General features: G+C 60.8%; 24 protein-coding genes. 4 read left to right on the top strand and 20 right to left on the bottom strand.

The genetic code is table 11. The annotated features are described in order from the left end of the window. Positions 1-156 precede the first annotated feature (156 nt). The 3 genes from CXK91_RS01215 to CXK91_RS01205 all read right to left on the bottom strand — a co-directional run bounded on the left by CXK91_RS01215 (position 157) and on the right by CXK91_RS01205 (position 2,258). Positions 157-1,224 (bottom strand): AraC family transcriptional regulator, encoded by a 1,068-nt coding sequence (locus tag CXK91_RS01215; protein ID WP_103454598.1) that lies wholly within the window; start codon positions 1,222-1,224, stop codon positions 157-159. Between the two features lie 71 nt (positions 1,225-1,295). Beyond that, entirely contained in the window at positions 1,296-1,733 is a 438-nt protein-coding gene (locus CXK91_RS01210) for a YqaA family protein (protein WP_103454597.1), read from the bottom strand. 69 nt (positions 1,734-1,802) lie between these two features. Further along, a complete protein-coding gene (locus CXK91_RS01205) occupies positions 1,803-2,258 on the bottom strand; it encodes a hypothetical protein (protein ID WP_103454596.1) in 456 nt (151 codons plus the stop codon). A gap of 393 nt (positions 2,259-2,651) precedes the next feature. Between CXK91_RS01205 and CXK91_RS01200 the strand changes: the two genes are divergently transcribed. Continuing rightward, on the top strand, positions 2,652-3,200 hold the full coding sequence (locus tag CXK91_RS01200) for a rhodanese-like domain-containing protein (RefSeq protein WP_103454595.1): 549 nt from the start codon (positions 2,652-2,654) through the stop codon (positions 3,198-3,200). 87 nt (positions 3,201-3,287) lie between these two features. Here the strand turns inward: CXK91_RS01200 and CXK91_RS01195 are convergent, their stop codons facing one another. From CXK91_RS01195 to selD, 7 genes are all read right to left on the bottom strand, one after another. Beyond that, positions 3,288-4,085: an acyl-CoA thioesterase gene (locus CXK91_RS01195; RefSeq protein ID WP_103454594.1), complete on the bottom strand. Its 798-nt coding sequence runs from the start codon at positions 4,083-4,085 to the stop codon at positions 3,288-3,290. A gap of 121 nt (positions 4,086-4,206) precedes the next feature. After that, positions 4,207-6,207, bottom strand: a complete 2,001-nt coding sequence (locus tag CXK91_RS01190; protein WP_103454593.1) for a transglutaminase TgpA family protein — start codon at positions 6,205-6,207, stop codon at positions 4,207-4,209. Continuing rightward, a complete protein-coding gene (locus CXK91_RS01185; RefSeq protein ID WP_103454592.1) occupies positions 6,204-7,166 on the bottom strand; it encodes a DUF58 domain-containing protein in 963 nt (320 codons plus the stop codon). The genes CXK91_RS01190 and CXK91_RS01185 overlap by 4 nt, the downstream gene beginning before the upstream one ends. A 34-nt stretch (positions 7,167-7,200) precedes the next feature. Continuing rightward, positions 7,201-8,118: an AAA family ATPase gene (locus tag CXK91_RS01180; RefSeq protein WP_103454591.1), complete on the bottom strand. Its 918-nt coding sequence runs from the start codon at positions 8,116-8,118 to the stop codon at positions 7,201-7,203. Between the two features lie 309 nt (positions 8,119-8,427). Next, positions 8,428-8,706 (bottom strand): hypothetical protein, encoded by a 279-nt coding sequence (locus CXK91_RS01175; RefSeq protein ID WP_003285403.1) that lies wholly within the window; start codon positions 8,704-8,706, stop codon positions 8,428-8,430. Positions 8,707-8,735: 29 nt separating this feature from the next. Continuing rightward, positions 8,736-9,842: a tRNA 2-selenouridine(34) synthase MnmH gene (gene mnmH, locus CXK91_RS01170; RefSeq protein ID WP_103454590.1), complete on the bottom strand. Its 1,107-nt coding sequence runs from the start codon at positions 9,840-9,842 to the stop codon at positions 8,736-8,738. Further along, positions 9,842-10,876, bottom strand: coding sequence for a selenide, water dikinase SelD (gene selD / locus CXK91_RS01165; RefSeq protein ID WP_103454589.1), 1,035 nt, complete (start codon positions 10,874-10,876; stop codon positions 9,842-9,844). The genes mnmH and selD overlap by 1 nt, the downstream gene beginning before the upstream one ends. A gap of 172 nt (positions 10,877-11,048) precedes the next feature. Between selD and CXK91_RS01160 the strand changes: the two genes are divergently transcribed. Beyond that, a complete protein-coding gene (locus tag CXK91_RS01160) occupies positions 11,049-12,038 on the top strand; it encodes a patatin-like phospholipase family protein (protein ID WP_103454588.1) in 990 nt (329 codons plus the stop codon). A 9-nt stretch (positions 12,039-12,047) separates the two neighbouring features. Here the strand turns inward: CXK91_RS01160 and CXK91_RS01155 are convergent, their stop codons facing one another. From CXK91_RS01155 to CXK91_RS01120, 8 genes are all read right to left on the bottom strand, one after another. Then, positions 12,048-13,133, bottom strand: a complete 1,086-nt coding sequence (locus CXK91_RS01155) for an AI-2E family transporter (RefSeq protein ID WP_103454587.1) — start codon at positions 13,131-13,133, stop codon at positions 12,048-12,050. A gap of 84 nt (positions 13,134-13,217) precedes the next feature. Next, positions 13,218-14,021: a DUF4892 domain-containing protein gene (locus CXK91_RS01150; RefSeq protein WP_103454586.1), complete on the bottom strand. Its 804-nt coding sequence runs from the start codon at positions 14,019-14,021 to the stop codon at positions 13,218-13,220. Between the two features lie 234 nt (positions 14,022-14,255). Beyond that, complete coding sequence (locus tag CXK91_RS01145; protein ID WP_103454585.1) at positions 14,256-15,113, bottom strand: alpha/beta hydrolase; 858 nt, start codon at positions 15,111-15,113, stop codon at positions 14,256-14,258. Beyond that, a complete protein-coding gene (locus CXK91_RS01140; RefSeq protein WP_103454584.1) occupies positions 15,110-15,922 on the bottom strand; it encodes an alpha/beta fold hydrolase in 813 nt (270 codons plus the stop codon). Before CXK91_RS01140 ends, CXK91_RS01145 begins: the two co-directional genes overlap by 4 nt. A 137-nt stretch (positions 15,923-16,059) precedes the next feature. Next, positions 16,060-16,494, bottom strand: coding sequence for a hotdog fold thioesterase (locus tag CXK91_RS01135; RefSeq protein ID WP_103454583.1), 435 nt, complete (start codon positions 16,492-16,494; stop codon positions 16,060-16,062). Positions 16,495-16,571: 77 nt separating this feature from the next. Then, on the bottom strand, positions 16,572-17,030 hold the full coding sequence (gene sixA / locus CXK91_RS01130; protein WP_103454582.1) for a phosphohistidine phosphatase SixA: 459 nt from the start codon (positions 17,028-17,030) through the stop codon (positions 16,572-16,574). Continuing rightward, positions 17,027-17,392, bottom strand: a complete 366-nt coding sequence (locus CXK91_RS01125) for a DUF4389 domain-containing protein (protein WP_103454581.1) — start codon at positions 17,390-17,392, stop codon at positions 17,027-17,029. The genes sixA and CXK91_RS01125 overlap by 4 nt, the downstream gene beginning before the upstream one ends. 22 nt (positions 17,393-17,414) lie before the next feature. Then, entirely contained in the window at positions 17,415-18,437 is a 1,023-nt protein-coding gene (locus CXK91_RS01120; protein WP_103454580.1) for an NAD(P)H-dependent glycerol-3-phosphate dehydrogenase, read from the bottom strand. A 430-nt stretch (positions 18,438-18,867) separates the two neighbouring features. Here CXK91_RS01120 and fabA point away from each other — a divergent pair, with 430 nt between their 5' ends. Together fabA and fabB are read left to right on the top strand one after the other, a co-directional pair. Beyond that, entirely contained in the window at positions 18,868-19,383 is a 516-nt protein-coding gene (gene fabA / locus CXK91_RS01115; protein WP_038660800.1) for a 3-hydroxyacyl-[acyl-carrier-protein] dehydratase FabA, read from the top strand. Between the two features lie 11 nt (positions 19,384-19,394). After that, positions 19,395-20,612, top strand: a complete 1,218-nt coding sequence (gene fabB, locus CXK91_RS01110) for a beta-ketoacyl-ACP synthase I (protein ID WP_103454579.1) — start codon at positions 19,395-19,397, stop codon at positions 20,610-20,612. Positions 20,613-20,677: 65 nt separating this feature from the next. Here fabB and sstT read toward each other — a convergent pair whose 3' ends face one another. Continuing rightward, complete coding sequence (gene sstT / locus CXK91_RS01105) at positions 20,678-21,916, bottom strand: serine/threonine transporter SstT (RefSeq protein WP_103454578.1); 1,239 nt, start codon at positions 21,914-21,916, stop codon at positions 20,678-20,680. A gap of 186 nt (positions 21,917-22,102) precedes the next feature. Continuing rightward, positions 22,103-23,710: a methyl-accepting chemotaxis protein gene (locus CXK91_RS01100; protein WP_103454986.1), complete on the bottom strand. Its 1,608-nt coding sequence runs from the start codon at positions 23,708-23,710 to the stop codon at positions 22,103-22,105. Between the last annotated feature and the right edge of the window lie 83 nt (positions 23,711-23,793).

Genomic DNA, 23,793 nt, shown 5'->3' with positions numbered 1-23,793 from the left:
TTATTCGGTGCGAAGCCGGGGTTATCTTTGGACAGCAGCACGGGTGCGGCAATGGTCGATGTTCTCAACCTGCCTGACCGTTTTGGCCAATGGCAAAACGCGACTACGCCAACGCCGCGATGTACGTCAGCGGCCGGAAGCTGCGAGGCGAGGGAATCAGCGCCGTGCCGGCGCCAGAATCAGATTGCGGTAGTGGCCCGGATTGATACCCGTCCACTTGCGGAACGCCTTGTAGAACGAGCTGACATCGGCAAACCCAAGGCGCTCGGCGATTTCCCCGTAGCTGATGGTGGCATCAGCCAGCCACTCGGTCGCCATTTCCTGGCGCAAGCCATCCTTGATCGCTTGATAAGGCTGCCCCGCCTCCGCCAGCCGGCGACGGAACGTCGAGGCCGAGATGCACAGCGTCTGTGCCAGCGTCTCGCTGTCCGGCCAGCGTTCGGCAGGCAGGCTGCGCAAGTGCTGCTTGATGCGACTCGCCAGACTGGAATGATCACGGTAGCGCACCAGAATGTTCGCCGGGGCCTCGGCGAGAAAAACACGCAACTCCGCTTCGCTGCGACGGATCGGCAGGTCGAGCACTTCGGCAGCGAAGATGATCCGTGTCGAGGGTCGGCCGAAACGCAGGTTGTCGGAAAACATCACCCGGTAATCGTCCGTGTAGTCCGGCTCGGCACAACGCAACTCGACCGCCAGCAGCGGGATGCGCCGCCCTACCAGCCAGCAGGCCAGACCGTGCAGCAGCATCCAGAAGGTGAAGTAGCAGAAGGCTCTCGCCGGCTCGGCGTTGCGCTCGCGCAGCACCACCTCTGCCAGGCTCTGGCTGCGGATCAGCTTGCCGCGCAGGTTCTCCAACCCCAGGCCGAGAAACTCCAGCGCGTGAACCAGTGCTTTCTCCAGCGTGGGCTGTTGCAGACAGCTGCGGCTGAGAAAAACGAAGCTGCCCGAGCGCAGCCGGCGCGGGTCCATGCCGAAGAATTCGTCGTCGAAGCGCCGCGCCAAACGCAGCCAGAGTTGCGAGTAGTCGCGCACGTCCATGCGGCCGTCGGGATCTTGCAGGCAGGCGCGGTCAAGACCGATTTCCTCCAGCAGTTGCTCGCCGCTCAGCCGCGCCCCGACGAAACCGAGCAGTGCCTCGGCCACCAAACGGACACTGATGCTGTCACGGCTGGCACTGGCTGTGCCGACCGCTGCGTCTGCTGTCGTTTGTGCCTCGATGATCATGCCGCTCGGATTCCTGTCGGTTGTAGATGGCGCATGATCGACCAGGCATGGTCGTGCTGTCAGCCCTTGCGTCACATCCAGCCGAGCGTCAGCCCCATCACGATCAGATAGCGTGCGGTCTTGGCCAACGTGACGATCAGAAGAAAGCTCCATAGCGGTTCGCGCATGACACCCGCGACCAGCGTAAGCGGATCACCGATGATCGGCACCCAGCTGAGCAGCAAGGTCCAGCGACCGTAGCGGTGATAGCTTTGCTGTGCCTTGGCCAGCTGCCGCTCGTTGACCGGAAACCAGCGCTTGTGGCGAAAATGCTCGACGTAACGCCCGAGCAGCCAGTTCACCACCGAGCCGAGTACATTGCCCAGGCTAGCCACGGCGACCAGGGCCCAGGCCGTGTAGCGCTCGGAAAGAAGGAGTCCGGCGAGCACCGCCTCTGACTGCATGGGAAGCAAAGTGGCAGCACCGAAGGCAGAGAGAAAAAGGCCGAGATAGCCGGAAAGCGCGAGCATTCACCGCCCCGTGAGCAGCATTCTGATTAGTGCGGCAGTATGCTCGAAATGGCCTGCCCACGCCTGCGCTTACATCTCGTGGATACGGCTCACCTGCCGCGCCAGCCGCATCGTTTCGTGCTCCTCAAGATGCAGCAGATCTTCGGCCAGATTGCGAGCACCGTCGATCTCGGCACGGCGGGCCAGGGAGCGGTAGAGATCGATGACCTGATTGTGGATGGTGAAGATATCCAGCGAGATCTCCTCCACTGTCATGGTGTCGTAAGCCTTACAGGCCTGATTGCGCAAAACCGGATTGCGTGTCAGGTAGTCGTAGATCCAGGTGTGCAATGCCTTCGGGTCGGCATGCTTCTCGATCTTGTCGACCGTTTCTGCCAGGGCTCGCTCGTGGTCGGCAATATAGACCAGCAGCCATTTGGCGCGGGTTTCCTCGTGCTTGTCGGAACAGCGCGCCATGCAACGCGCCAGCATGGCATGGGTGTCGCGTGTCCAGTCGATCAGGTCTTCGAATCGCTCGATCTTCATTGCCAAATCTCCGCTGGTGCACCAGTAAACAGGAGCCAAGCCGGTTAATGTCTCTAACGCTCAACCCTGTCTCGCCTGACGCTCTTTCCCATAACGCTGGTTAAGAGACTAGCTCAGCCTGCTGGGCTGCACCGCTGGACCAGCGCCCGACCTTGCTACAGATCATTGCCAACCAACTGGGCCGCGACAAATATCTTTACCACCGATGCCCATTTCAACTGCTGATCTTCCTGGTTTGCAAAGGTGGTTGGCCACTATTGAGCACACATCTGGATGCAACAGAGCGATGCACAACGCTTGAAGGAAAGCGCTGCAATATCATTAGCCGGATAAATACCCCCATGGGTATATGATTAGTCAGCCTACTTTTCTCAAACATGCTGGAGCATCCCAATGAAAACCTTGTTGATCGCTGCCTCCCTCGGTCTGCTGGCCGCCACCGCTCAAGCGGTGGAACCCGAAATATCCCCACAAGACGCCTACGCCCGTTCTCAGCAGGAAAACGCGCAGGTGCTCTTCGTAGATGTTCGCGACCCCGTAGAAATCATGTTTGTCGGCTTCACCGACGCGGTCGATGTCAACGTGCCGTTCCTGCTGGTTGACCGCAACAGCTGGAATGATGAACGCGGGGTGTTCCAGACCAATCGCAATCCTCAATTCATCGCACAGATCCGGGCGGAGCTGGACAACCGAGGATTGGGCACCGATGCCGAAATCATCACCATGTGCCGCTCGGGTAGTGAACGTGGCAAACCAAGCGCCGACTTCCTGCGCGAGAACGGCTTCCCCAACGCTCGCTATGTGGTTGATGGCTTCCAGGGCTCGGCTATAAAGGAAGGGCCACAAGCCGGCTTCCGTCTGCAGAACGGCTGGCAGAACTCGAACCTGCCGTGGAGCCCGAAGATAAATTCCGAGAAGATCTACCGCACCGATCGCAAATGATGATTCAGCCGCGTGGCAGAGTGATCACTGTGCCACGCACTGCAATGCAGCGGCTTCGATATGTGCGGCTCGAAGCGGAACTTGTAGTCAGCCGAACACCGTCACCGTCTGCCGACTCAGGGCGATAAGCTCGCCCGCTGGCGTCCACAATGCGGCAGAGCAATGACCATAACCATCGCGCGCATGCTCGATCAGCGCGCGGTACATGCACCAGTCGTGTGTGTCGAGACTGGGAAGTGGTTGGATGAACTCGATGGTCCAGGTCAGCGAACTGCCGGGGGCGAAGTTTTGCAGATGCGGCAGCACGGCAGGAGGCCAGGCATCGACCAGCGCCAGCAGGTGTGCCTCGGTCATTGGCTCGCGAGGCAAATCCCCGCGCTGTCGAACCCAGCCTCCCATCTCGCGGGATTTGTTACCGGAGAACGGCAACCCGCCGATCCCCCAACGCATCGCCAGGTATCGGGTGAACTCCGGTGTCACTCCAGGTACATAGGGTAGCTCCTGACAGGCTTCGACTGGCGGCATCGCCGGCGCCGGCTCAGCCGCAACATCCACTACCGAGCTCCGTGGCGCGCCAAAACTCCCCTGGACGATGGTGACAACCTGACCATCCTGCACCGCGCGGCCAAGCATCTGGCTAACCGCCTTGCCTTCGCGCAACACCTCGGCCTCGAAAAGCGCTGGCTTATCCAGCGCCAGTGGCCCGACGAAGGTGATTGCCAACGAGCGCAGCGGCCTGCCCTCGGGCACCTTGGCGCGCATGCTTTCGAAGACCAGCGCAGCAACCAAGCCACCGAAGCCGGCACGGCCTTGCCCCCAACTAGCAGGCACTACCACGTTGTCGGGATTGTCACGTACCGCCTGCAGCAGCTCGCAAAGCTCCATATCCACCTCGTTATCGTTCGTTATACCGAGCGATGTTATAGGCGCGTTGGCGTGGGTGCGAGCCTGCCAGGCCAGAGCCAACGAATGGAATGCTGAATCATCTACGCTGGCAATGGGGCGCTCAGGGGCGATCAACGGAGAGCGTCAAACGCCAGGGCAACGCTCGACGAAGCTGGTGCAAGGCATCTGAGAGCTCATCTGCCGAGCCCGCTTGCTGCGCATAGCGCTGCGCCTCGTAGAGCCTGACGAACGCCAAGATCGCCGGTGCCTGGTCGGGCAGCATTGCAGCTGCGCGCTCAGCATAACTACGTGCGCCCTCGCCTTTGCGACGACAAGCACCATGGCGCGCCAGCAGACGCTCGAAACGCCCGAATATCCGCTGCTGCACGTCGGTTTCACGACGCCAGGGCTTGAACAACAACAACGCCAGCGCCGCGATCAGAATGCCCAATACCGCGACCAGCCCGAGGCCGAGCGTCTGACCATCAAGCTTGCCGAACCAGCGCCTCAGCGTCTCCGATTGCTGATCACCCTGATAATTGAGCACCCAGCGTTGCCAGCCGTAGTTGATGCTGTCCCAGCGCAACCGCAGCGCATTCAGCCAGCCAATATCGCGGTAGCGCAGCAGCGACATGGGCTCATCGGCAAGAAAACTCTGCTCTCGAGCCAATGCCTGCTCCAGTCCCTGCTCGATTCGCTCAGGTGCGACCTGGAACGTCGGATCGACACTGACCCAGCCGCGCTCGGCATCCCAGTACTCGACCCAGGCATGGGCGTCGAACTGATGAACCGAAAGGTAGTTGCCGGCCGGATTGACCTCGCCCCCCTGATAACCGGCCACCACACGCGCCGGAATGCCAGCCGCGCGCAAGACAAAGGTCATTGCACCAGCGTAATGCGCACAGAAGCCGCTGCGTGTTTCGAACAGAAAATCGTCGACGATATGACTCCCCACCGGCGGGGGCTCCAGAGTGTAGTAATAAGGCTGGCGATTGAAGTGCCTCAACAGCGCATCCACCATGGCCTGCGGCTCCTGAGCCGAGCGCCTTAGCTCCGCAGCCCATGCGCGGCTGCGTGGGTTACCGTGCTCCGGTAGCTGCAACGCACGGCCTAGACTCTCCGGCGCGCTGGTTGCCTCACGACGAGCGTCCAACCAGGACGTCACCTGATACATCAGCGGCTGGTTCACCGGTTGGCGGCGCTGCAAATGGAAATCGGACATCATCTGAGCCTGTCCCGTAGCGACTTCCGGGACGTCCAGCGCAAACAGCCATGGCTGCCCGCTGGGCTGCATCACCACGTTGTAACTCAGCGGCTCGCCGGCCTTCTGCCATTCCGGCGCCTGCGGCACGTGAGAGGCATAGGATTGCGACCAGCGCCGACCATCGAATCGCTCGAACGTCACGGCGCGCCAATACAGCTGGTTCCGAGGAGGAATGTCGCCATCGAAGCTGACGCGAAAGGCCAGCTCCGGCGAGCGGCTCAGGCGCGCGATATCACCGGGCGCCATATGATCGGCCAAGCCGGTGACGCCCTGATCGCCGGCTTGCGGCAACGACCAGAGCGGCGGCAGTCGGGGGAAGAACAGGAACAGCACCAGCATCAGGGGGATCGCCTGCAACAACAGCGAACCGGCCAAGCGTACGGTTGGCCATGGCCGGGTCACCAGAGTGCTCTGCTGCAGTCCGATCATCGCTGCCAGTAGTGCTGTAACAGGCAGCAGGCTGTAAATCCCAGCCACCAGGCTGTCCTCGAATAGGTAGCTGGTCACGACAGCAAAGAAACCGAGGAAGATCAGCACCAGCGCATCGCGACGGGTACTCATCTCCACCAGCTTGAGAATGAATGCCGCGATCAGCAGCACTACGCCGGCTTCCAGGCCGACCAGGCTGCCTCGTGAGAAGTACACGCCGAAGCCTGCGCCAATCATCAGTAGCGCCTTCAGCCAGCTGCGTGGATAACGCGCACGCATACGAAATATCTGAATTCGCCAGCTGGCGCATCCCAGCCACAAACCAATGATCCACAACGGCAGGTGAGTGAGGTGCGGCAGGATCACCAGTACCTGTGCAACCAGTAGCCAGATCAGGCTGTTGCGCGGAATCCCCGGCTTCGCGCTCACTTCGCGCCCTCCTCATTCAGCCCGTACAACGCCAGAGCGCGCAGACAGGCGTCCCGGTGCGCCTGCCCACCGTCGGGACCGATAAGCTCACCAGGCAGCTGCAGTGCGAACGGCTGCTGCTTATCGCTCAGGTCGACGACCCAGTGGCAAAGCATCGACAGGCGCTGCTCGATATCGCCGTCGAACGCATCGAAGTCGAGCAGCGGATCGTTGCCGAGCAGACTGGCGAAATCCTTCACCAGCAGACCCTGGCCACGAGAATAGGCTTTCCAATGCAAGCGTCGCCGCGGATCGCCCGGCTGCCAGGCCCGCAGCCCCTGATAATCATCCACACCGGCGCCCCGCGTCAGCGTGCCCTCATCCTCGGTTTCCGGAGCGCTGCCGCCAGGCAGACGCTCGGCGATCATCGGCTGTGGATAGACCAGTGCCGCCAGCTCCAGATCGATCCAGCTCCAGGCAACCAGCAGCCCCAGCGGGAAGCGACTCTCAACCCTCACTCGGCCCGGTCGCAACCAGCCGCGGCGTTGGGTTGGCAGGCTCAATTCGACTTCGACGGTGCCGCCTGCCGGCACATCCACCAGCCGCAACCCACTGGCAGGCCAGCCCAGCGCCACAGCCTGATAGGCGCGGCCGAGGCTCTCCAGGCGTACCCGTAACAGCGCATGCTCGCCGACGAACGCGGCGGTGGAACCGCCGGCTTGCAAGACTAGCCCAGCAAGGTTGCGCCAGGTATGCAGGATAGTGACGAGATACAGCGAGCCAAGCAGAAAGGTCAGCCCATAGGCCAGGCTGTTCTGGTAATTGATCGCAGTGAGCAGCATTAGCAAAAGCGCCACGAGAAACGCCAGGCCCACCGCGGTGGGCATGATGAAGATGCGCCGCTGGTTAAGGCGCACGCTGGATGCTGGCGGTATTCGCCGCAGCAGCCAGCGATCACGAAAACGCGGCAACACCCTCACAATGTTCGCTCGCCGTGATGCGCGCAAGCCCGTCTCACAGCGCGGGCACTTCGCGCAGCAGCCACTGCACCAACGCACCGCCACCGTGACCGGTCGCGTCAGCGCGCTCACGCAGGCGATGACCGACCACGGTTGGCAGCACGGCCTGAACGTCTTCTGGAATCACGTAATCGCGGCCGTCGAGAAAAGCCCAGGCACGCGCGGCCGCGAGCAACGCCAGGCTGCCGCGCGGCGACAGGCCCCAGGCGAACTGCGGCTGAGTGCGCGTAGCTTCCACCAGTCGCAACACGTAGTCGACTAGCGCATCGCTAACGCGCACCTTGCCGACGGCGTCCTGAATGACTCGCAGCTCATCGTGTGCCAGCAGCGGTTCGAGGCGAGTTAACAGGTCCCGGCGGGACTCGCCCAAAAGCAGCGCTTTTTCCGCCGCCTTGGCTGGATAGCCCAGCGAAACGCGCATCAGGAAGCGGTCCAGCTGCGATTCCGGCAGCGCGAAAGTGCCGCCCGAGTTCACCGGATTCTGTGTGGCAATAACGAAAAATGGTTCAGGCAGGGGGCGCGTCGCGCCTTCGATGGTGACCTGGCCCTCCTCCATTGCTTCGAGCAGTGCGCTCTGGCTTTTCGGCGTGGCGCGGTTGATTTCATCGGCCAGCACCAGCTCGGCGAAGATCGGCCCCGGGTGGAACACGAACTGTCCACTGTCCTTGTCGAACACAGACGTGCCGAGGATGTCACCGGGCAGCAGATCGGAGGTGAACTGGATGCGCTGAAACTCGAGCCCCAATACTTTGGCCAAGGCGTGACTCAGCGTGGTCTTGCCCATGCCGGGCATGTCTTCGACCAACAAGTGGCCGCGGGCCAACAGACAGGCCAGGGCCAGCCGGACCTGAGCTTCCTTGCCAAGCAGTACTTCATTGACTGCTCGCAGGCAGGCGTCCAATCGGGTGCGCATAAACTCTCCTCCGTTCCTCCGACCGATGCTACTGGTCAGCCGCAGCCAGGCATAGCAAAGGAAATGCGCGGTGACGAGTTTGTGATCCGCACCTTGATCCGATGCAATATGCAGCAGACGCAAGCCCGCATAGGACAAACCAGCCAAGAGAATTCAGCGAGCGGCAGACGAGGAGCGAAGACGGTGGAGATTGCCGTGACGTTGCGCCATTGCGGCGTAAGGGATGCATGAAACCGGTCAGGGCTGCTGCATGATGATAACCGCCGGCCCGCGCGATTTTTGAACGGGCCGCGATCAGGTTTCCTCAGCTCAACGCCCGGCGCGCGACTCGCGCAGATAGAAGCGCGCTTTCTGCGCCTTCTGTGTGCAGCCGCGGAACGCCTCGAACTGCTGTTGAGTCTTGGCGCCCGTCAACAAGGCCATGGCCTTGGAATAACTCACGGTGCCGGCAAAGCCTTCGGCTTCCGCCAGGCTTTGCTCCTTCCACGCCGCATCCAGTTCCGCGGCGCAGCTGTCACGGTATGCCGTCTTGCCGGCACAACCGGCCAGCAACAGCACCAACAGAGGCAAAGATAGCCAGGTTTTCATCGCATCATCCCTCGTATGCCATTTATAAATTAAAGCGCGATTTGCGCCCTACGATGCCGCAGATACTCGACCACGGATGGCTGGTCGCCAGCAAATTCGATCCGTGCCGCTTTGCTTTCGCGCTGATAGGCATACATCGGATCGTAATATTCTCCCAACAACGCCTCGATCCAGGCGCGATGCAGATCGACCAAGCCACTGCGCGCCTGCTCGGCCAAGGCTTGATCCATCATCAGTGCAAGTCGCTGATACCGCTCGCCACCGAGTCGCTTACTGATATTGACCAGACTTTGCTGCAGACGCTCGGCGAAAGCAGCGAAACCGCTCTCGCCTTGCTCAGCGATGAATTCAGCACACAAATCAATTACATAATCCTTGAGGATACGCTCAACCCGCCCCTGCAGGCTGTCTTCCAACCAGACTAGCGGAAATGCCTGCATGCCGTTGAACAGCGGCAATGGAATAGAGCAGCGACCTACCAGACGCGCCTCGTCCTCGATCACGAAGGTCTCGATCCCAGTTGCGCGCATTTTCAGCACACGGACTGCCAACGCATTTTCAAAGTCGATCTGCGCCGGTTGGGGAGTGGCGCGCTTGCCGAAACTGGAACCGCGGTGGTTGGCCAGGCCTTCCAGGTCGAGGCTGTTTTCCAGCTGCGCCAGCACTTCGGTCTTGCCAGTACCCGTCATGCCCCCAACCAGTACGAAGTCACACTGTTCAACCGCCTGCTCGATGGTGTCGAGCAGGAAGTGGCGCATCGCCTTGTAGCCGCCGACGACCCTCGGATAGTCGATGCCCATCTCGTCTTTCAGCCACTGCTGGACGATCTTCGAGCGCAACCCGCCGCGGAAGCAGTACAGATAGCCGTTCGGATGAGCGCGGGCGAAGTCGGCCCAAGCCTGCAAACGCTCGGCCTTGATCTTGCCGGAAACCAGCTGCTGCCCCAGCTCGATGGCGGCCTTCTGTCCGTGCTGTTTGTAGCAGGTACCGACTTTCTGCCGTTCGATATCGTTCATCAATGGCAGGTTAATCACGCCGGGAAACGCGCCCTTTTCGAATTCCACCGGCGCGCGAGCATCCATCATCGGAGCATCGTTGATAAACAGCTCGCGGAAATCTTCGGTATCGCCACGCATCAACGCACCTCGACTGCATGGCTGCGCGCATCGACCAGCTGGCCGATCGGCTCCAGTGCCAGGCCGAGCTCAGCGCAAACCGCGAGAAACTCCGCTTCGCCTTCCGGCTCAACGGCCACCAGCAATCCGCCACTGGTCTGCGGATCACACAGCAACTGCTTGTGACGCTCATCCAGCGCGGCAATTCGCTCACCGTAGCTGTCGTAGTTGCGTTGGGTGCCACCCGGCACACAACCCTGCTCTAGGTAGTACTCGATGCCAGGCAACCGCGGCACGCGTGCGTAGTCGATTTCGGCCGTTAGGCCACTGCCATCGGCCATTTCCACCAGATGGCCAAGCAGGCCGAAGCCAGTCACGTCAGTCATCGCGCGAACGCCCAAGAGCTTGCCGAAACGGCTGCCAGGTGTGTTCAGGGTGCACATCCAGTCCCGCGCAAGGCCGACATCTTCGGTCCTCAATTTGGCCTGCTTCTCTGCTGTTGTGAGGATGCCGATACCCAGTGGCTTGGTCAGGTACAGCCTGCAGCCAGCAGTGGCGGTGTCATTGCGTTTCATCTGGTGCTTGTTCACCAGGCCGGTGACGGCGAGGCCGAAGATTGGCTCGGGCGCGTCGATCGAATGGCCGCCGGCCAGCGGAATACCTGCAGCGTCACACACCGCACGGCCACCGGCGATGACCTCGCGGGCGACTTCCGGCGGCAGCACGTTGACCGGCCACCCTAGGATCGCGATAGCCATGAGCGGGTCGCCACCCATGGCGTAAATGTCGCTGATGGCATTGGTGGCAGCAATGCGGCCGAAATCGTAGGGATCGTCGACGATAGGCATGAAAAAGTCGGTGGTCGACACCACGCCGCGCTCCTCGTCGATGCCATACACCGCAGCATCGTCACGCGAGGCGTTGCCGACCCACAGGCGCGGATCGAGATTCTGCGCGCCACTGCCGGCAAGTATCACGTCCAGCACCTTGGGCGATATCTTGCAGCCGCAGCCGGCGCCGTGACTGTACTGGGTAAGGCGGATCGGTTCGCTCATCGGGCTCTCTCGTGGCACATGCACAGACGGGGCGGCGATTGTAGCAAAGGCAGCCGCGCATTCCCCGCTCAGGCATCCCGCCGGCCGGCGGCGTCGGGGTTCATTGCTGATCAACCCTTGCAGGGTTGGCGGTCAGGTACGAAGCTAGCGGGAGTGCCACAGGGAGAAATGCATGAGTAAGAAGGTTGCACTGGTTTTGGGATCCGGTGGCGCGCGGGGCTATGCACACATCGGCGTAATCGAGGAGTTAGAGGCGCGCGGCTACGAAATCGCCTGCATCGCAGGTTGTTCCATGGGAGCAGTGGTCGGCGGTATCTATGCGGCGGGGAAGCTGGACGAATACCGTAGCTGGATCGAGAGCCTGGACTATCTCGACCTGTTGCGCCTTGTCGATCCGAGCTTCAGCCTCGGCGCGATCCGCGGAGAAAAGGTCTTCGGCCGCATCCGTGACATGGTCGGCAAGATATGTATCGAGGACCTGCCAATCCCCTTCACTGCCGTCGCCACGGACCTGACCAATCAGCAGGAAATCTGGTTCCAGGAAGGTAGCCTGGAGCTCGCGATGCGCGCGTCTGCGGCAATCCCGAGCCTGTTCACGCCGGTGATGCAGGGCAATCGCATGCTAGTCGACGGCGGTCTGCTCAATCCGCTGCCGATCGTCCCGGTGGTGTCGGCGCACTGCGACATGATCGTCGCGGTCAACCTTAACGCCAATAATCACAGGCAATACCCGCTGCCGGAAATCGAACGGCCGGGGCGCTTCGACTCGCTCATGAGTTCCATTAGCTCGCACATCCCCTTCTGGCGCAAGGATGAAGCCGAACTGGCCGAGCAGATTGACGACCTTCGTGCTGGCGAACTGCTGCGCGGCGATCAGCCGCCCGCCGCGCCGACCAGCCAAAGCGCGCCGAAGTCTGCCGAAGGCGCAACGGTAATCGACGTCACCGGTCCGGCCTCGCTGCTGGAACTGATCAACCAGAGCTTCGACGTCATGCAGTCGTCACTGGCGCAATACAAGATTGCTGGTTACCCGCCCAACGTCCTGATCAACATTCCCAAGCGGGCCTGTCGCTTCTACGAGTTCTACAAGGCCCCCGAACTGATCGCCCTGGGCCGTATCGTCGCCCACGATGCGCTGGTGCGCTACGAAGAGGAACAGTGAGCGGCACGCTCACTGATCGGCAGGCTCGCTCGTAGGCTGCGGTGCCCCATGCGGCGGCATCTGCGGCACCTCCTTGACCAACCAGTCGCCCAGCAGGCTGTAGGCCACTGCAAGTAAGGTCGGGCCGAGGAACAGGCCCATGAAACCGAACGCGAGGATGCCGCCGAACACACCGAGCAGCACGACCACCAGCGGCAGATTGCCTCCTCGGCTAATCAGATATGGTTTGAGCACGTTGTCCACGCCGCTGATGACGAACATGCCCCAGACACCGAGAAAAATCGCCATGCCGTAATCGCCCTGCCACGCCAGCCAGGCGACCGCCGGCCCCCAGATCAGTGGCGGCACCATGATGAAGCTGAAGGCGAATGTCAGTAAGCCGAGCACCAGAGCACCCGGTATGCCGGCAATGAGAAAGCCGATATAAGCCAGAATCGCCTGCGCCGCGGCGGTGCCGATCACGCCATTGACCACCCGCTGAACAGTGCCTGCGACGAGCTCGAGATAATGATCCGAGCGATCGCCAATCAGCCTGTGCAGCAGGCTGTGGACGAACGCCGACAGACGCGGCCCATCACGATAGAAGAAAAACACCAGTACGAGGCTCAACGCCAGCTCAAGCATGCCGCCGCCAATTCGCGCGCTACGCACCAACAGCCAGTTGGCAACCTGGCCGATGTAGGGCCGAATGCTGGCGATCAGGGCTGTACCCTGCTCGTCTACCGTATCCCAGAACGTCACCAGAGCGTCGCCTACCAATGGCAACTCACCCAGCCACTCAGGGGCCGCCGGCAGGCCTTCGACTTGCAGGTCGTGCAACAGCGCATTCGCATCGCGAATGTGATCGGCGATATTGAAGCCCAGCCATACCAGCGGCACCGCCACCAGAACCATCCAGCTGAACGTGAGCAACCCTGCCGCGAGCGTCGCGTTGCCATTCAACCTGCGCGTCAGCCAGCGCATCACTGGCCAGCTGGCGAAAGCCAGAACCGCCGCCCAGAACAACGCGGAAGCGAACGGGGCCAATACCCAAAGACAGGCAGCCAGCAAGCCGAGGAGCAGGATCTGCACCAGCAGGCGATCATTATTGAGCATGCGTAACTACTCTACATGGAAGAGCCCACGCATCTGTTGACTAGATGCGCGAGCGAAGGCGGCTATTGCAGCCGCTGCGCGGGGTTAGCGCAATAGTTTGATAAGCAGCCCCGGTTCCTGCGAGTCATCCACTTCCAACCGTCCGCCACGGATGCGCTCGGCGATCAGGGCCTCGCGCCAGGCCACCGCGCCGCGACCGGCGAGACTGACCCGCGTCGTGCTGTCCAGACTCAGAACATTGGCCAGCAACCCGCCCCATTCTGCTGTCGGCTCATCGGCCAGACGTGGCAGACGCAGTTCGCCCGTGTCGCGCAACTGCCGTAGCAGGGTCGCTGCCGTTGGCAGCACTTCATCCAGCGGCCGATCCGAACGCATGTGCTCTACATGCAGATAAGGACGGCCATTGCCACGCGTAACCCCGTACAAGGCGATCAAATCACCCTCAGCTTCGGGGAGGCGCGCCAGCAGATATGCCTGCTGCGCCTCGGGTCCATAGAGCATGGATTTCCCAAAGATGGCATTGGCCCACAGGCTACTGGAGCCACATTCACGGCCTTCGCACCAGAACAGCAGCTCGGCGCCCTGACGCAACAGCTCAATGCGAGCTTGGGTGAATGCGTCAATTTTTGCGTGCGAGGCAGGTAACTCGTAGGTGAGCGCGGTCAGCTCACCGGACACGACCACCTGCGAAGCCATACGCAGGTTGCCGCTGATGCGGCGTATCGAATCCTGGGGATATACGCGTTCCCGCACCTCGGACTGTCGATAGTCGATGATCTGTGCCTGCGCGTAGCGAGGTAGCTGGTCAAGATCAGCGCTCCCGGGAACATCGGCAGCCACTGCAGCAACGGATACCAAAACCGATGCTGCAATCCATGCACTTCGCATAAAACTCCTCAACGGATCACCTTCGACTGCTTTTCGAAGCTCAACCAAAGCACGGGGCTACAGGAACCCGATGCCTTCAAAATAGAAACAGGCCCATGCCCGCTGGGCGTTGCGGCATTGTAGCGGTCAATCATCGGGCAAGCTCTGCTGGGAACGTTGCTCCCAGCCTCACCAGTTGGCAAAAGCAAGTCAAGCGAGGCTTTGCGAGAGAGTATTGCAAACACCTGGCAACGCTCAGCCCTGGAAGAACGTGTTGAACACCGTGGCGACAGCTTCGGCACCCACCTCGTCGTCAAGATGGAGATGGTGCCCGCCAGGCAGATGTCGCACCTCGAAGGGAAGGCTATTGGTCAATTCAAGCAACTCTGGTTGAGTCAGCAAGCCCTGCTCAGCAAGCACCAAACTGGCGGGGCAGGCGATCTGCGCAAGGAATGCCCTGGCGTGAGCACGTGTCAGCCGCATCGACGATGGCAGCATCAAGCGTGAATCGGTACGCCAGGTATAGCCGCCCGGAACCGGCATCAGCCCTCGCTGAGCGAGCCGCTCGGCTGCCTCGCGACTAACCGCGCCAACACCGTTCATGCGCGCCTCTACGGCCTGATCGAACGCCGCATAAACCGGCTTGCGTTTGTCGTCGACCGACAACAGCGCCTTGAGCGCCGCGCCCAGCTTCTGCGGTGCGCTGTCGGCCTCGCCGGTGTAGGGGATCACACCGTCGATCAATGCCAGTCGCTCGACACGCTTCGGCAGCGCGCCAGCGAGCAGTACGGAAACGATAGCGCCCATGGAATGGCCTAGCAGTGAAAACCGCTGCCAGCCGAACTGTTCGGCGACTTGCAGTACATCATGAGCGTAGTCCCAGATGTTGTATCCAACACCGGCTGGGCGATGCTCGGAATGACCATGACCAGGAAGGTCCAGCGCGACGATGCGCAACCCTTGCAACCGAGGCGCAAGTCGACTGAACGACGCGGCATTATCCAGCCAGCCATGCAAAGCGATCACCGGTTTGCCATCTTCAGGTCCGTAAAGGTGAGCCGCCACCTCGAGATGCGGCAGACTCAACCTGACTTCTTCGAACAACACGCTCATGCCGCCCCCTTGGCAAGCTCATTCTGGCTACCCCAGCGGTCAAGCAGCCTGTGCAGCATCTCTGCCGTCTCGAGAGGCCGCTCGAATGGGAACATGTGTCCACCAGGCAGCGTGTGCGCTTCACCGCGCGACATCAACCGCAGCAGATAGCCGTGATGGGGCAGCACCACGCGGCTATCGCGCCCGCGCACCATGGCCAGGGGGATCTTCAGCGCTGGCGGCCAACCAGGCGTGAGATGTGGCACGCTGCGATAGATGCTGATTTCGGTCTGCGGATCGAAACGCAGACGCATCCCCTGCCCTACGGGCTCCAGACCATGTTCGATATAAGCTTCGAGGCATTCTGGGTCGAAGCTGCTGAACAGCGCCTTGCCAGCGAAATAAGCCCGCGCTTCTTCGATACTGGAAAATTGCTCGCGGCGCCCCAGCGTGCGGCCTGCCGGCGTCAGCCGGTCGATGAAACCCAGGCGCTTGGCCGCCCAGATAACGGATTGATCGAACCAGGTGGGGATTGGCGAATCGAGCATAACGACCCCGTGATACAGGTCGGGCCGCAACAGCGCAGCGCGATAATGCAGCATGCCGCCGAGCGAATGCCCCACTCCCCAGACCTGCTCGTGCAGGCCCTCCAACTGCTCGATTAATTCATCGAGCAGGTTGTTCCAATTGTCGTCCACTGGGAATCTAGGGTCATGCCCATGGCGATCCATGTGCGTGACCTGATATTCCGGCGCCAATGCGTCGAACAGCTTGCGATAGGTTGCCGAAGGAAAGCCGTTGGCATGGGCGAAGAAGATGCGTTGCGACATGGTGGCTTTGCCGGACAGACTGGAACCCCATTGTCTGGCAGGCCTCGGCATGCGGCAATCGCCATAGCCCAGCCGAATGGACGGCATTCAGGCCAATCAGCAGGCCGCAATGTCGGCCTGCCCATGCAACGGTCTGTTTACGCGCCCTTTTCCAGAGGCACTATTGCCACGGTCAGGCGGGAGATGCAGCTTGGCTTGCCATCCTCGCCACTCAGGCGGATATCCCAAACATGCGTCGAACGCCCCAGATGCACTGGCCGACAGACGCCTGTCACCCGACCACTACGCAAGCCGCGCAGGTGATTGGCGTTCACCTCCAGCCCGACACAGTAGAACCTGCTGGTGTCGATGCAGTGATAACTGGCAATGGAGCCCAGAGTTTCAGCCAGCACCACCGAGGCGCCGCCATGCAGCAAGCCGTAGGGCTGATGAGTGCGGGAGTCGACCGGCATGCTGGCGGTGATTGAAGACTCATCGAAGGATTCGAAGCGGATATCCAGCAGTTCGCTGATGGTGTTCTTACGGGTGCTGTGTAGGTCTTCTAGGTCGGGTTGACGGTACCAAATGCTCAAGGCGCATGCTCCTTACCGATATTGTTGTTCTTGGTTCGATGCCCGCCAGGCTCACGAGCTCAGCAGGCTCGCCAACCCTAACCAACCTGATGCAAGGACACCAGCCGCATCAATCCTCCGGCAATCGCGTCGCCCTCCAGCTCCGCCAGGGCAGCAGTCGCCATCGCCACAGGCTCTGCTTGATCGCCATTCACCAACCAGCCGGCGAGGCTGCCAACGAAGGGCTGATGGGTGACCAGCAGCAGATCAGTCTCACCACGCAGTTCCAGCTCTCGCAATGCCTCGCCAAGATCTGCCTCCGGGGTCAGCCAGCTCACGGTTTCACATTGACCGTCAAAGCTCAGCGCCTTGCGCACCTCGTCCGCTGTCTGTTGCGCGCGATGAAACGGACTCACCAGAATCGTTTGCAATGGCTTGCCACGCAGAAAGGTAGCGCTGCGGCGCACGTCACGACGACCACCCTCGGTCAGATTGCGCTCCGCGTCGGTTCGAGCGCGTGGCTCGGCTTCGCCATGTCTTAGCAACCATAGCCTCATGTTGTTGGGCCCTGCTGTGGGTCCTTCTGTTCCTCCGGCGCGGCTGGCGAGACCGGAGGGACCGGCTTAATCAGCTCGACGTCAGCCGGGCGCGGGGTCGGCCAGTCCGATAGAGGCCAGGGCTTGCGCTCGGTATTGAAGGTCGCGAAACGGCCTATCTGCGCAATGTATTGGCTCAGGCTGTCGCCAAAGCCCTGCATGCCGGAATCCGCATGGCCCTTGACCAGCCGCGTCACCAGCTGCAGCACCACGACTACCAGCAATGCGAGTTCGGCGAGCTGCCATACAAAGAAGAAAATCAGCATCCAGACGGCCCGCAAGATCAGCGACTCCCGGTCCGTTGCCTGGTTTGATTGGTTCATCGAAGTACCCCCTAAGCTCGGCTCAGAATCCGTCGGTTGAAATGAAATCCACATCGGTCTTGGGCTCGCCACGCATCAGCACGCCGATAATCTGATCGAGCGTACGCCCCTCGAAGAGGATGGCATGCAGGCCCGCGACCAGTGGCATGTAGACCTGCAGCTCCTCGGCCTTGCACTTGAGCACCTTGATAGTGTTGACGCCTTCGGCGACCTCTCCCAGTCGGGAAACCGCCTCATCCAGGCTCAGACCCTCGCCCAGCGCATAACCCACCTGAAAATTGCGGCTCTTGGGCGATGTGCAGGTCACGATCAGATCGCCGACACCTGCCAGACCGAGAAAGGTCATGGGATTGGCGCCCAGCTTCACGGCGAAACGAGTCATTTCCGCAAGAGCGCGGGTGATCAGCATGCTGCGGGTGTTCTCACCCATGCCCAGAGCTGCGGCCATACCCGCCATGATCGCGTAGACGTTCTTCAATGCCCCGCCCAGCTCGACGCCGAAACGATCCGAACTGGCATAGACACGGAAGGTGCGGCCATGCAGCACCTGCTGCACGCTCCGGCACAAAGCCTCGTCCTGGCTCGCCACGACAGTCGCGGTCAGCGCGTGCTCCGCTACTTCACGCGCCAGGTTCGGTCCGGACAGCACGCCAATGCGCGCTTGCGGCGCGATCTGCTCGAGAATTTGACTCATCAGCATGAAGCCGTCGGCCTCGATGCCTTTGGTGGTACTGACCAGCATCTTGCCGCCGAGCTGCGCCGCGAACGGCTGCAGCGCCTGGCGAAGCGCACTGGACGGAAGCGCGACGAAAGCCAGCTCGCAGGCTTCCAGCGCATAGGCCAGATCGGTCGTCGGCTCTACTTGCGCAAGAATCTCGACGCCTTTGAGATAGCGCGGGTTCTGTCGCAGCGTCCGGATACTTTCGGCTTGCTCCGCATCGCGCATCCAAAGCAGGACGTGGTGACCGTTCTCGGCCAGCAAATTGGCGATAGCGGTACCGAAACTGCCGCCGCCGAGTACGGCGATGGGTTGCTGTCGTGTCATGTGCGTTCCGTAATGGGCCATCCGAGATGGCAGTGTCCTGCATTATACGTTTCATGCCTACAGCAGCCAGCGCAACCGCCATACCCAATGAAATCATTCGGTTACAGTTGCATCAAAAGCTAATCCCGACGCTGCTCAGCGCCCGGAAACAGGCGTTCATTTCACCCATGCAACCGTCACTGCAACGATTGTCTATAGAGGACACGCTGTCGCAAGGTCCTCGTTCCGGGTTAAGGAGTGTTAAAGTAGCCGCCCGATTCTGTCTTTGCGTCCTTCAGCCGCATGTACGGGTTGAGCGGCGTCGCTGTTGCCAGGCTGTGACTTTAGCCACAACACGGCAGTCTATGACTAGTCTTGATGATCAGGCCTCGAATTCTGGCCCGGTATGTAAGCAGCAAAGCCCTTCGCAGGGGCCCATTGAGGAATACGCATGACCAAACAACACGCCTTTACTCGGGAAGACCTGCTTCGTTGCAGCCGCGGCGAACTCTTCGGTCCCGGTAATGCGCAACTGCCCGCGCCGAACATGCTCATGGTCGATCGTATCGTTCACATCAGCGAAGTGGGCGGCAAGTATGGCAAGGGCGAGCTGGTTGCCGAACTCGATATCAACCCTGATCTCTGGTTCTTCGCTTGCCATTTCGAAGGCGATCCGGTCATGCCCGGCTGCCTGGGCCTCGATGCCATGTGGCAGCTGGTCGGCTTCTATCTCGGCTGGCAGGGCAATCCCGGCCGAGGCCGCGCCCTTGGCTCTGGCGAAGTGAAATTTTTCGGCCAGGTTTTGCCAACCGCCAAGAAAGTCACCTACAACATCCATATCAAGCGCACCATCAGTCGCTCGCTGATCCTCGGCATCGCCGATGGCACGGTTAGCGTTGATGGCCGCGAGATCTACAGTGCCGAAGGCTTGCGCGTCGGCCTTTTCACCTCTACCGACAGCTTTTGAAGGACATCCGCATGCGTCGCGTCGTGATCACTGGCCTGGGTATCGTTTCCTGCCTGGGCAATGACAAAGAGACCGTCTCCGGCAACCTGCGTGCCGGCCGCCCCGGCATCCGCTTCAACCAGTCCTACGCGGACATGGGGCTGCGCAGCCAAGTCTCCGGTTCCGTCAACCTCAACCTCGAAGAGCTGATCGACCGTAAGGTTCTGCGCTTCATGGGCGACGCCGCCGCCTACGCCTATCTGGCGATGGAGCAGGCTGTGAAAGACGCCGGCTTCAGCCTTGATGACATTTCCAACCCGCGCATCGGCCTGGTGGCCGGTTCCGGTGGCGCATCGACCATCAATCAGATGGAAGCCATCGACATCCTGCGCGACAAGGGCGTCAAGCGCATCGGCCCATACCGCGTACCGCGCACCATGAGCAGCACCGTTTCTGCTTGCCTGGCGACGCCGTTCCGCATCAAGGGCATCAACTACTCCATCGCTTCGGCCTGCGCCACCAGCGCACATTGCATCGGTCACGCCATGGAGCAGATCCAGATGGGCAAGCAGGATGTGGTCTTTGCCGGTGGTGGTGAAGAAGAACATTACAGCCAGAGCTGCTTGTTTGACGCCATGGGTGCACTTTCCAGCCAGTACAACGATACGCCGGAAAAAGCCTCCCGCGCCTACGACGCCAAGCGTGACGGTTTCGTCATCGCCGGTGGCGGCGGCATGGTGGTGGTCGAAGAGCTGGAGCATGCACTCAAGCGCGGCGCCAAGATCTACGCGGAAATCGTCGGCTACGGCGCCACTTCCGATGGCTACGACATGGTTGCTCCAAGCGGTGAAGGTGCTCTGCGCTGCATGCAGCAGGCGATGTCTACCGTTGATACCACGATCGACTACCTCAACACTCACGGCACCTCCACGCCGGTCGGTGATGTGGCCGAGATCAAGGCCGTACGCAATATGTTTGGTGACAAGGTTCCGACCATCAGCTCGACGAAGAGCCTGTCCGGCCACTCGCTGGGTGCCGCAGGCGTCCACGAAGCGATCTACTCGATGCTGATGATGGAAGGCAACTTCATCGCGGGCTCGGCCAACATCGACGAGTTGGATCCGGAAGTCGCAGACATGCCGATTCTTCGTGAAACCCGCGAGAACGTGCAGCTCGATACCGTGATGAGCAACAGCTTCGGTTTTGGCGGCACCAACGCCACCTTGGTGCTGCGCCGCTATAAAGCCTAGGCTGACTAGCGACAAATGAAAACGGCGCCCTCGGGCGCCGTTTTTCGTTCCTGCTTCGCGCCCGATCAGACGGGCTCTTCGTTACCTGCTTCGATATCGCCATGGGCGATGCAGGAAGCGGCGGTGAAAAGCACATCCGTAGATGAATTGAGCGCGGTTTCAGCCGAGTCCTGAACGACCCCGATGATGAAGCCAACGGCTACCACCTGCATCGCCAGGTCATTGGAGATGCCAAACAGGCTGCAGGCCAACGGAATGAGCAGCAACGAGCCACCAGCTACGCCCGAAGCACCACAGGCACAAACCGCCGCGAGAAGGCTGAGCAACACTGCGGTGGCAATATCCACCTGAATGCCGAGGGTATTCACCGCGGCAAGCGTAAGCACCGTGATAGTGATCGCCGCGCCCCCCATATTTATGGTGGCACCTAGCGGAATGGAAACCGAATAAGTGTCCTTGTGCAGCCCAAGGCGCTGGCAAAGCTGCATGTTCACCGGAATGTTTGCGGCAGAGCTGCGCGTGAAGAATGCAGTGATCCCGCTCTCACGCAGGCAGGTAAAGACCAAGGGATAAGGATTACGGCGAATCTGCCAGAATACGATCAGCGGGTTCATCACCAGCGCCATGAACAGCATAGCGCCAACCAGCACCAGCAGCAGCCGCACATAGCCCAGCAACACATCGAAGCCTGAGTCGGCCAGAGTGCCCGCCACCAGCCCGAAGACGCCCAGCGGAGCGAAACGGATCACCACTTTCACGATCAAAGTGACACCATCGGACAGGTCACTGATCAGATGGCGGGTGCTTTCACTCGCGTGCCTGAAGGCGAAGCCAAGGCCGATGGCCCACGCCAGGATCCCGATGAAGTTGCCATTCAGCAGCGCCCGCACCGGGTTGTCAGCAATATTGAACAACAGCGTTTGCAGCACCGCGCCCACCCCGGATGGCGGGGTGACATCGGCGGTACCGCTCACCAGCGTAAGCGTGGTTGGAAACATGAAGCTCGCTAGCACCGCAACGGCTGCAGCGCTCAACGTGCCGAACGCGTAGAGCAGGATGATGGGCCTTATGTGGGTTGGCTGTCCGCGCTTGTGATTTGCCAGCGACGAGGTCACCAGCACGAACACCAGGATTGGCGCCACCGCCTTGAGCGCCTGCACGAACAGATCGCCCAGAAGCGCTACCGATTTGGCTGCGGCGGGTATGAACAGCGCCAACAATGCTCCTGCGACCAGGCCGACAACGATCTGGGCAACGAGGCTGGTACGGCTGATAAAGCGGATGAATCGAGGCATATCGGACATAGGCGCATCTCGCAGCTTGGAAAGAACGATCCGAAATGGCTCGTTCCTGCCATGGAAAAACGCCGGATGGTACGCCGCTCGCCCGCCCATGCCCAGCGCTGCACTGTCACGGGAAGGCGAAAAGTCGCGGACTGGTAGCACGTGCTCCCACAGAAGGCGTCGTTGCGACGCCTTCTACGATTGGCATCAGACCTGAAAGCGAGCTACTAGATTGTTCAGATCGATGGCGAGCCGTGCCAGTTCCTGGCTGGCTGCACTGGTCTGATTAGCACCAGCCGAAGACTGCAACGACAGATCCCGAATGTTCACCAGATTGCGGTCAACCTCGCGCGCAACCTGGGCCTGCTCCTCCGAGGCGCTGGCGATTACTAGGTTACGTTCGCTGATCTGGCTGATCGCCGTGGCAATACCATCAAGCGCTTCTCCAGCAGCGCGGGCCAGCTCAAGCGTGGTGCCAGCGCGCTCGTTGCTTAGCTGCATGGCATGCACGGCCTTGTCGGTCCCCAGATGCACATCACCAATCATCTTCTCGATTTCCTGAGTCGACTGCTGAGTCCGATGCGCCAGCGCACGCACTTCGTCGGCCACTACCGCGAAACCACGCCCCGCATCCCCTGCCCGCGCAGCCTCGATGGCTGCGTTCAGCGCCAGCAAGTTGGTCTGCTCGGCAATCGAGCGGATCACGTCCAGCACCTTGCTGATGTCGCGCACTTGGCCAGCCAGCCGCTCAACTTCTGCCGCGGTCTGGGTCACATCCCCGGCAAGCAGGCCGATCGAATCGACCGTGCGAATGACCTGCTGACGGCCGTGCTGCGCCGTCTCGTCAGATTCACGTGAGGCCTCGGAAGTGGCGACCGCGTTGCGCGCCACTTCGTCGACTGCGGTGGTCATCTCGTTGACCGCCGTCGCGGCCTGCTCGATCTCATGATTTTGCTGATGCAGGCCACGAGTCGAGTCTTCGGTCACGACATTGAGCTCTTCTGCAGCCGAAGCCAGCTGGTTCGAAGAGTCGGAGATGCCCTGAATAGTTTCACGCAAGCTTTGCTGCATAGCTTGCAGCGCAGTGAGCAGGCGGGCTGGCTCGTCACTACCGACCACGTGGATGTTGCGAGTAAGGTCGCCGCTGGCAATGACTTCCGCGACGCCTACAGCTTCAGCCAGCGGCTGCACGATGCTGCGTGTAAGCAACATTGCCAGAACGATGGTGGCGCCAAATGCCAGGACCATCGCAACGACGACACCCTGAAAGGCGCTACTAGCCACTTGGAGGGCATGCTCACTAGCCGCATTGGCGGTTTTACGGTTGAGGTCGACAAGATCGCGCAGGGTGTCGGATGTGTTGCGAGCATGATCGTTAAGTTCACCTCTGGTGATCGCGATCGCCTCATCGGTGCGACCCTCCAAAGCTAGATCGATAATCTGGCGCTGAAACTTCTCATAGCGCACCAGGGCTTGATCGAAAGCGGCGAGCAGGGCTTTGCCGTCGGGATCCTGAATCAGCTGGTCCAGTTCTTGCCGCTCTTGGGCCAACGTTCTACGGATCGTCTCCAGGCTTTCAACACCACTGCGCCGTTCTGCCGCATCGCCGATAAGCAACCGTAGCGTTCCTGCTCGAATCCGCAGGAATTCCTGATTGGCCTGACCTAGTAATTGAATCGTGGGTAGCAGGCGTTGGTCGATCTCCTTAGCCTCACCCTCCATGGCGGAGATACGGGCGAGGGCAAAAGCACCAAGCGCAAATACCAGCAGCGCGACAGCACCAAAACCCAAACCAGCTCTTAGGGCAATTCTCATCTGCCTGAACATAATGTGACCTCACATGACTACGGGATATAACCGTATATCGGGTGAGGTCATTAAATACTTGACAGAAAACC

The sequence above is a fragment of the Stutzerimonas stutzeri genome (assembly GCF_002909485.1).
GTDB lineage: Bacteria > Pseudomonadota > Gammaproteobacteria > Pseudomonadales > Pseudomonadaceae > Stutzerimonas > Stutzerimonas stutzeri_AH.
The sequence above is the reverse complement of the archived record's forward strand: the minus strand, read 5'-3'. Positions and strand labels throughout refer to the sequence as shown.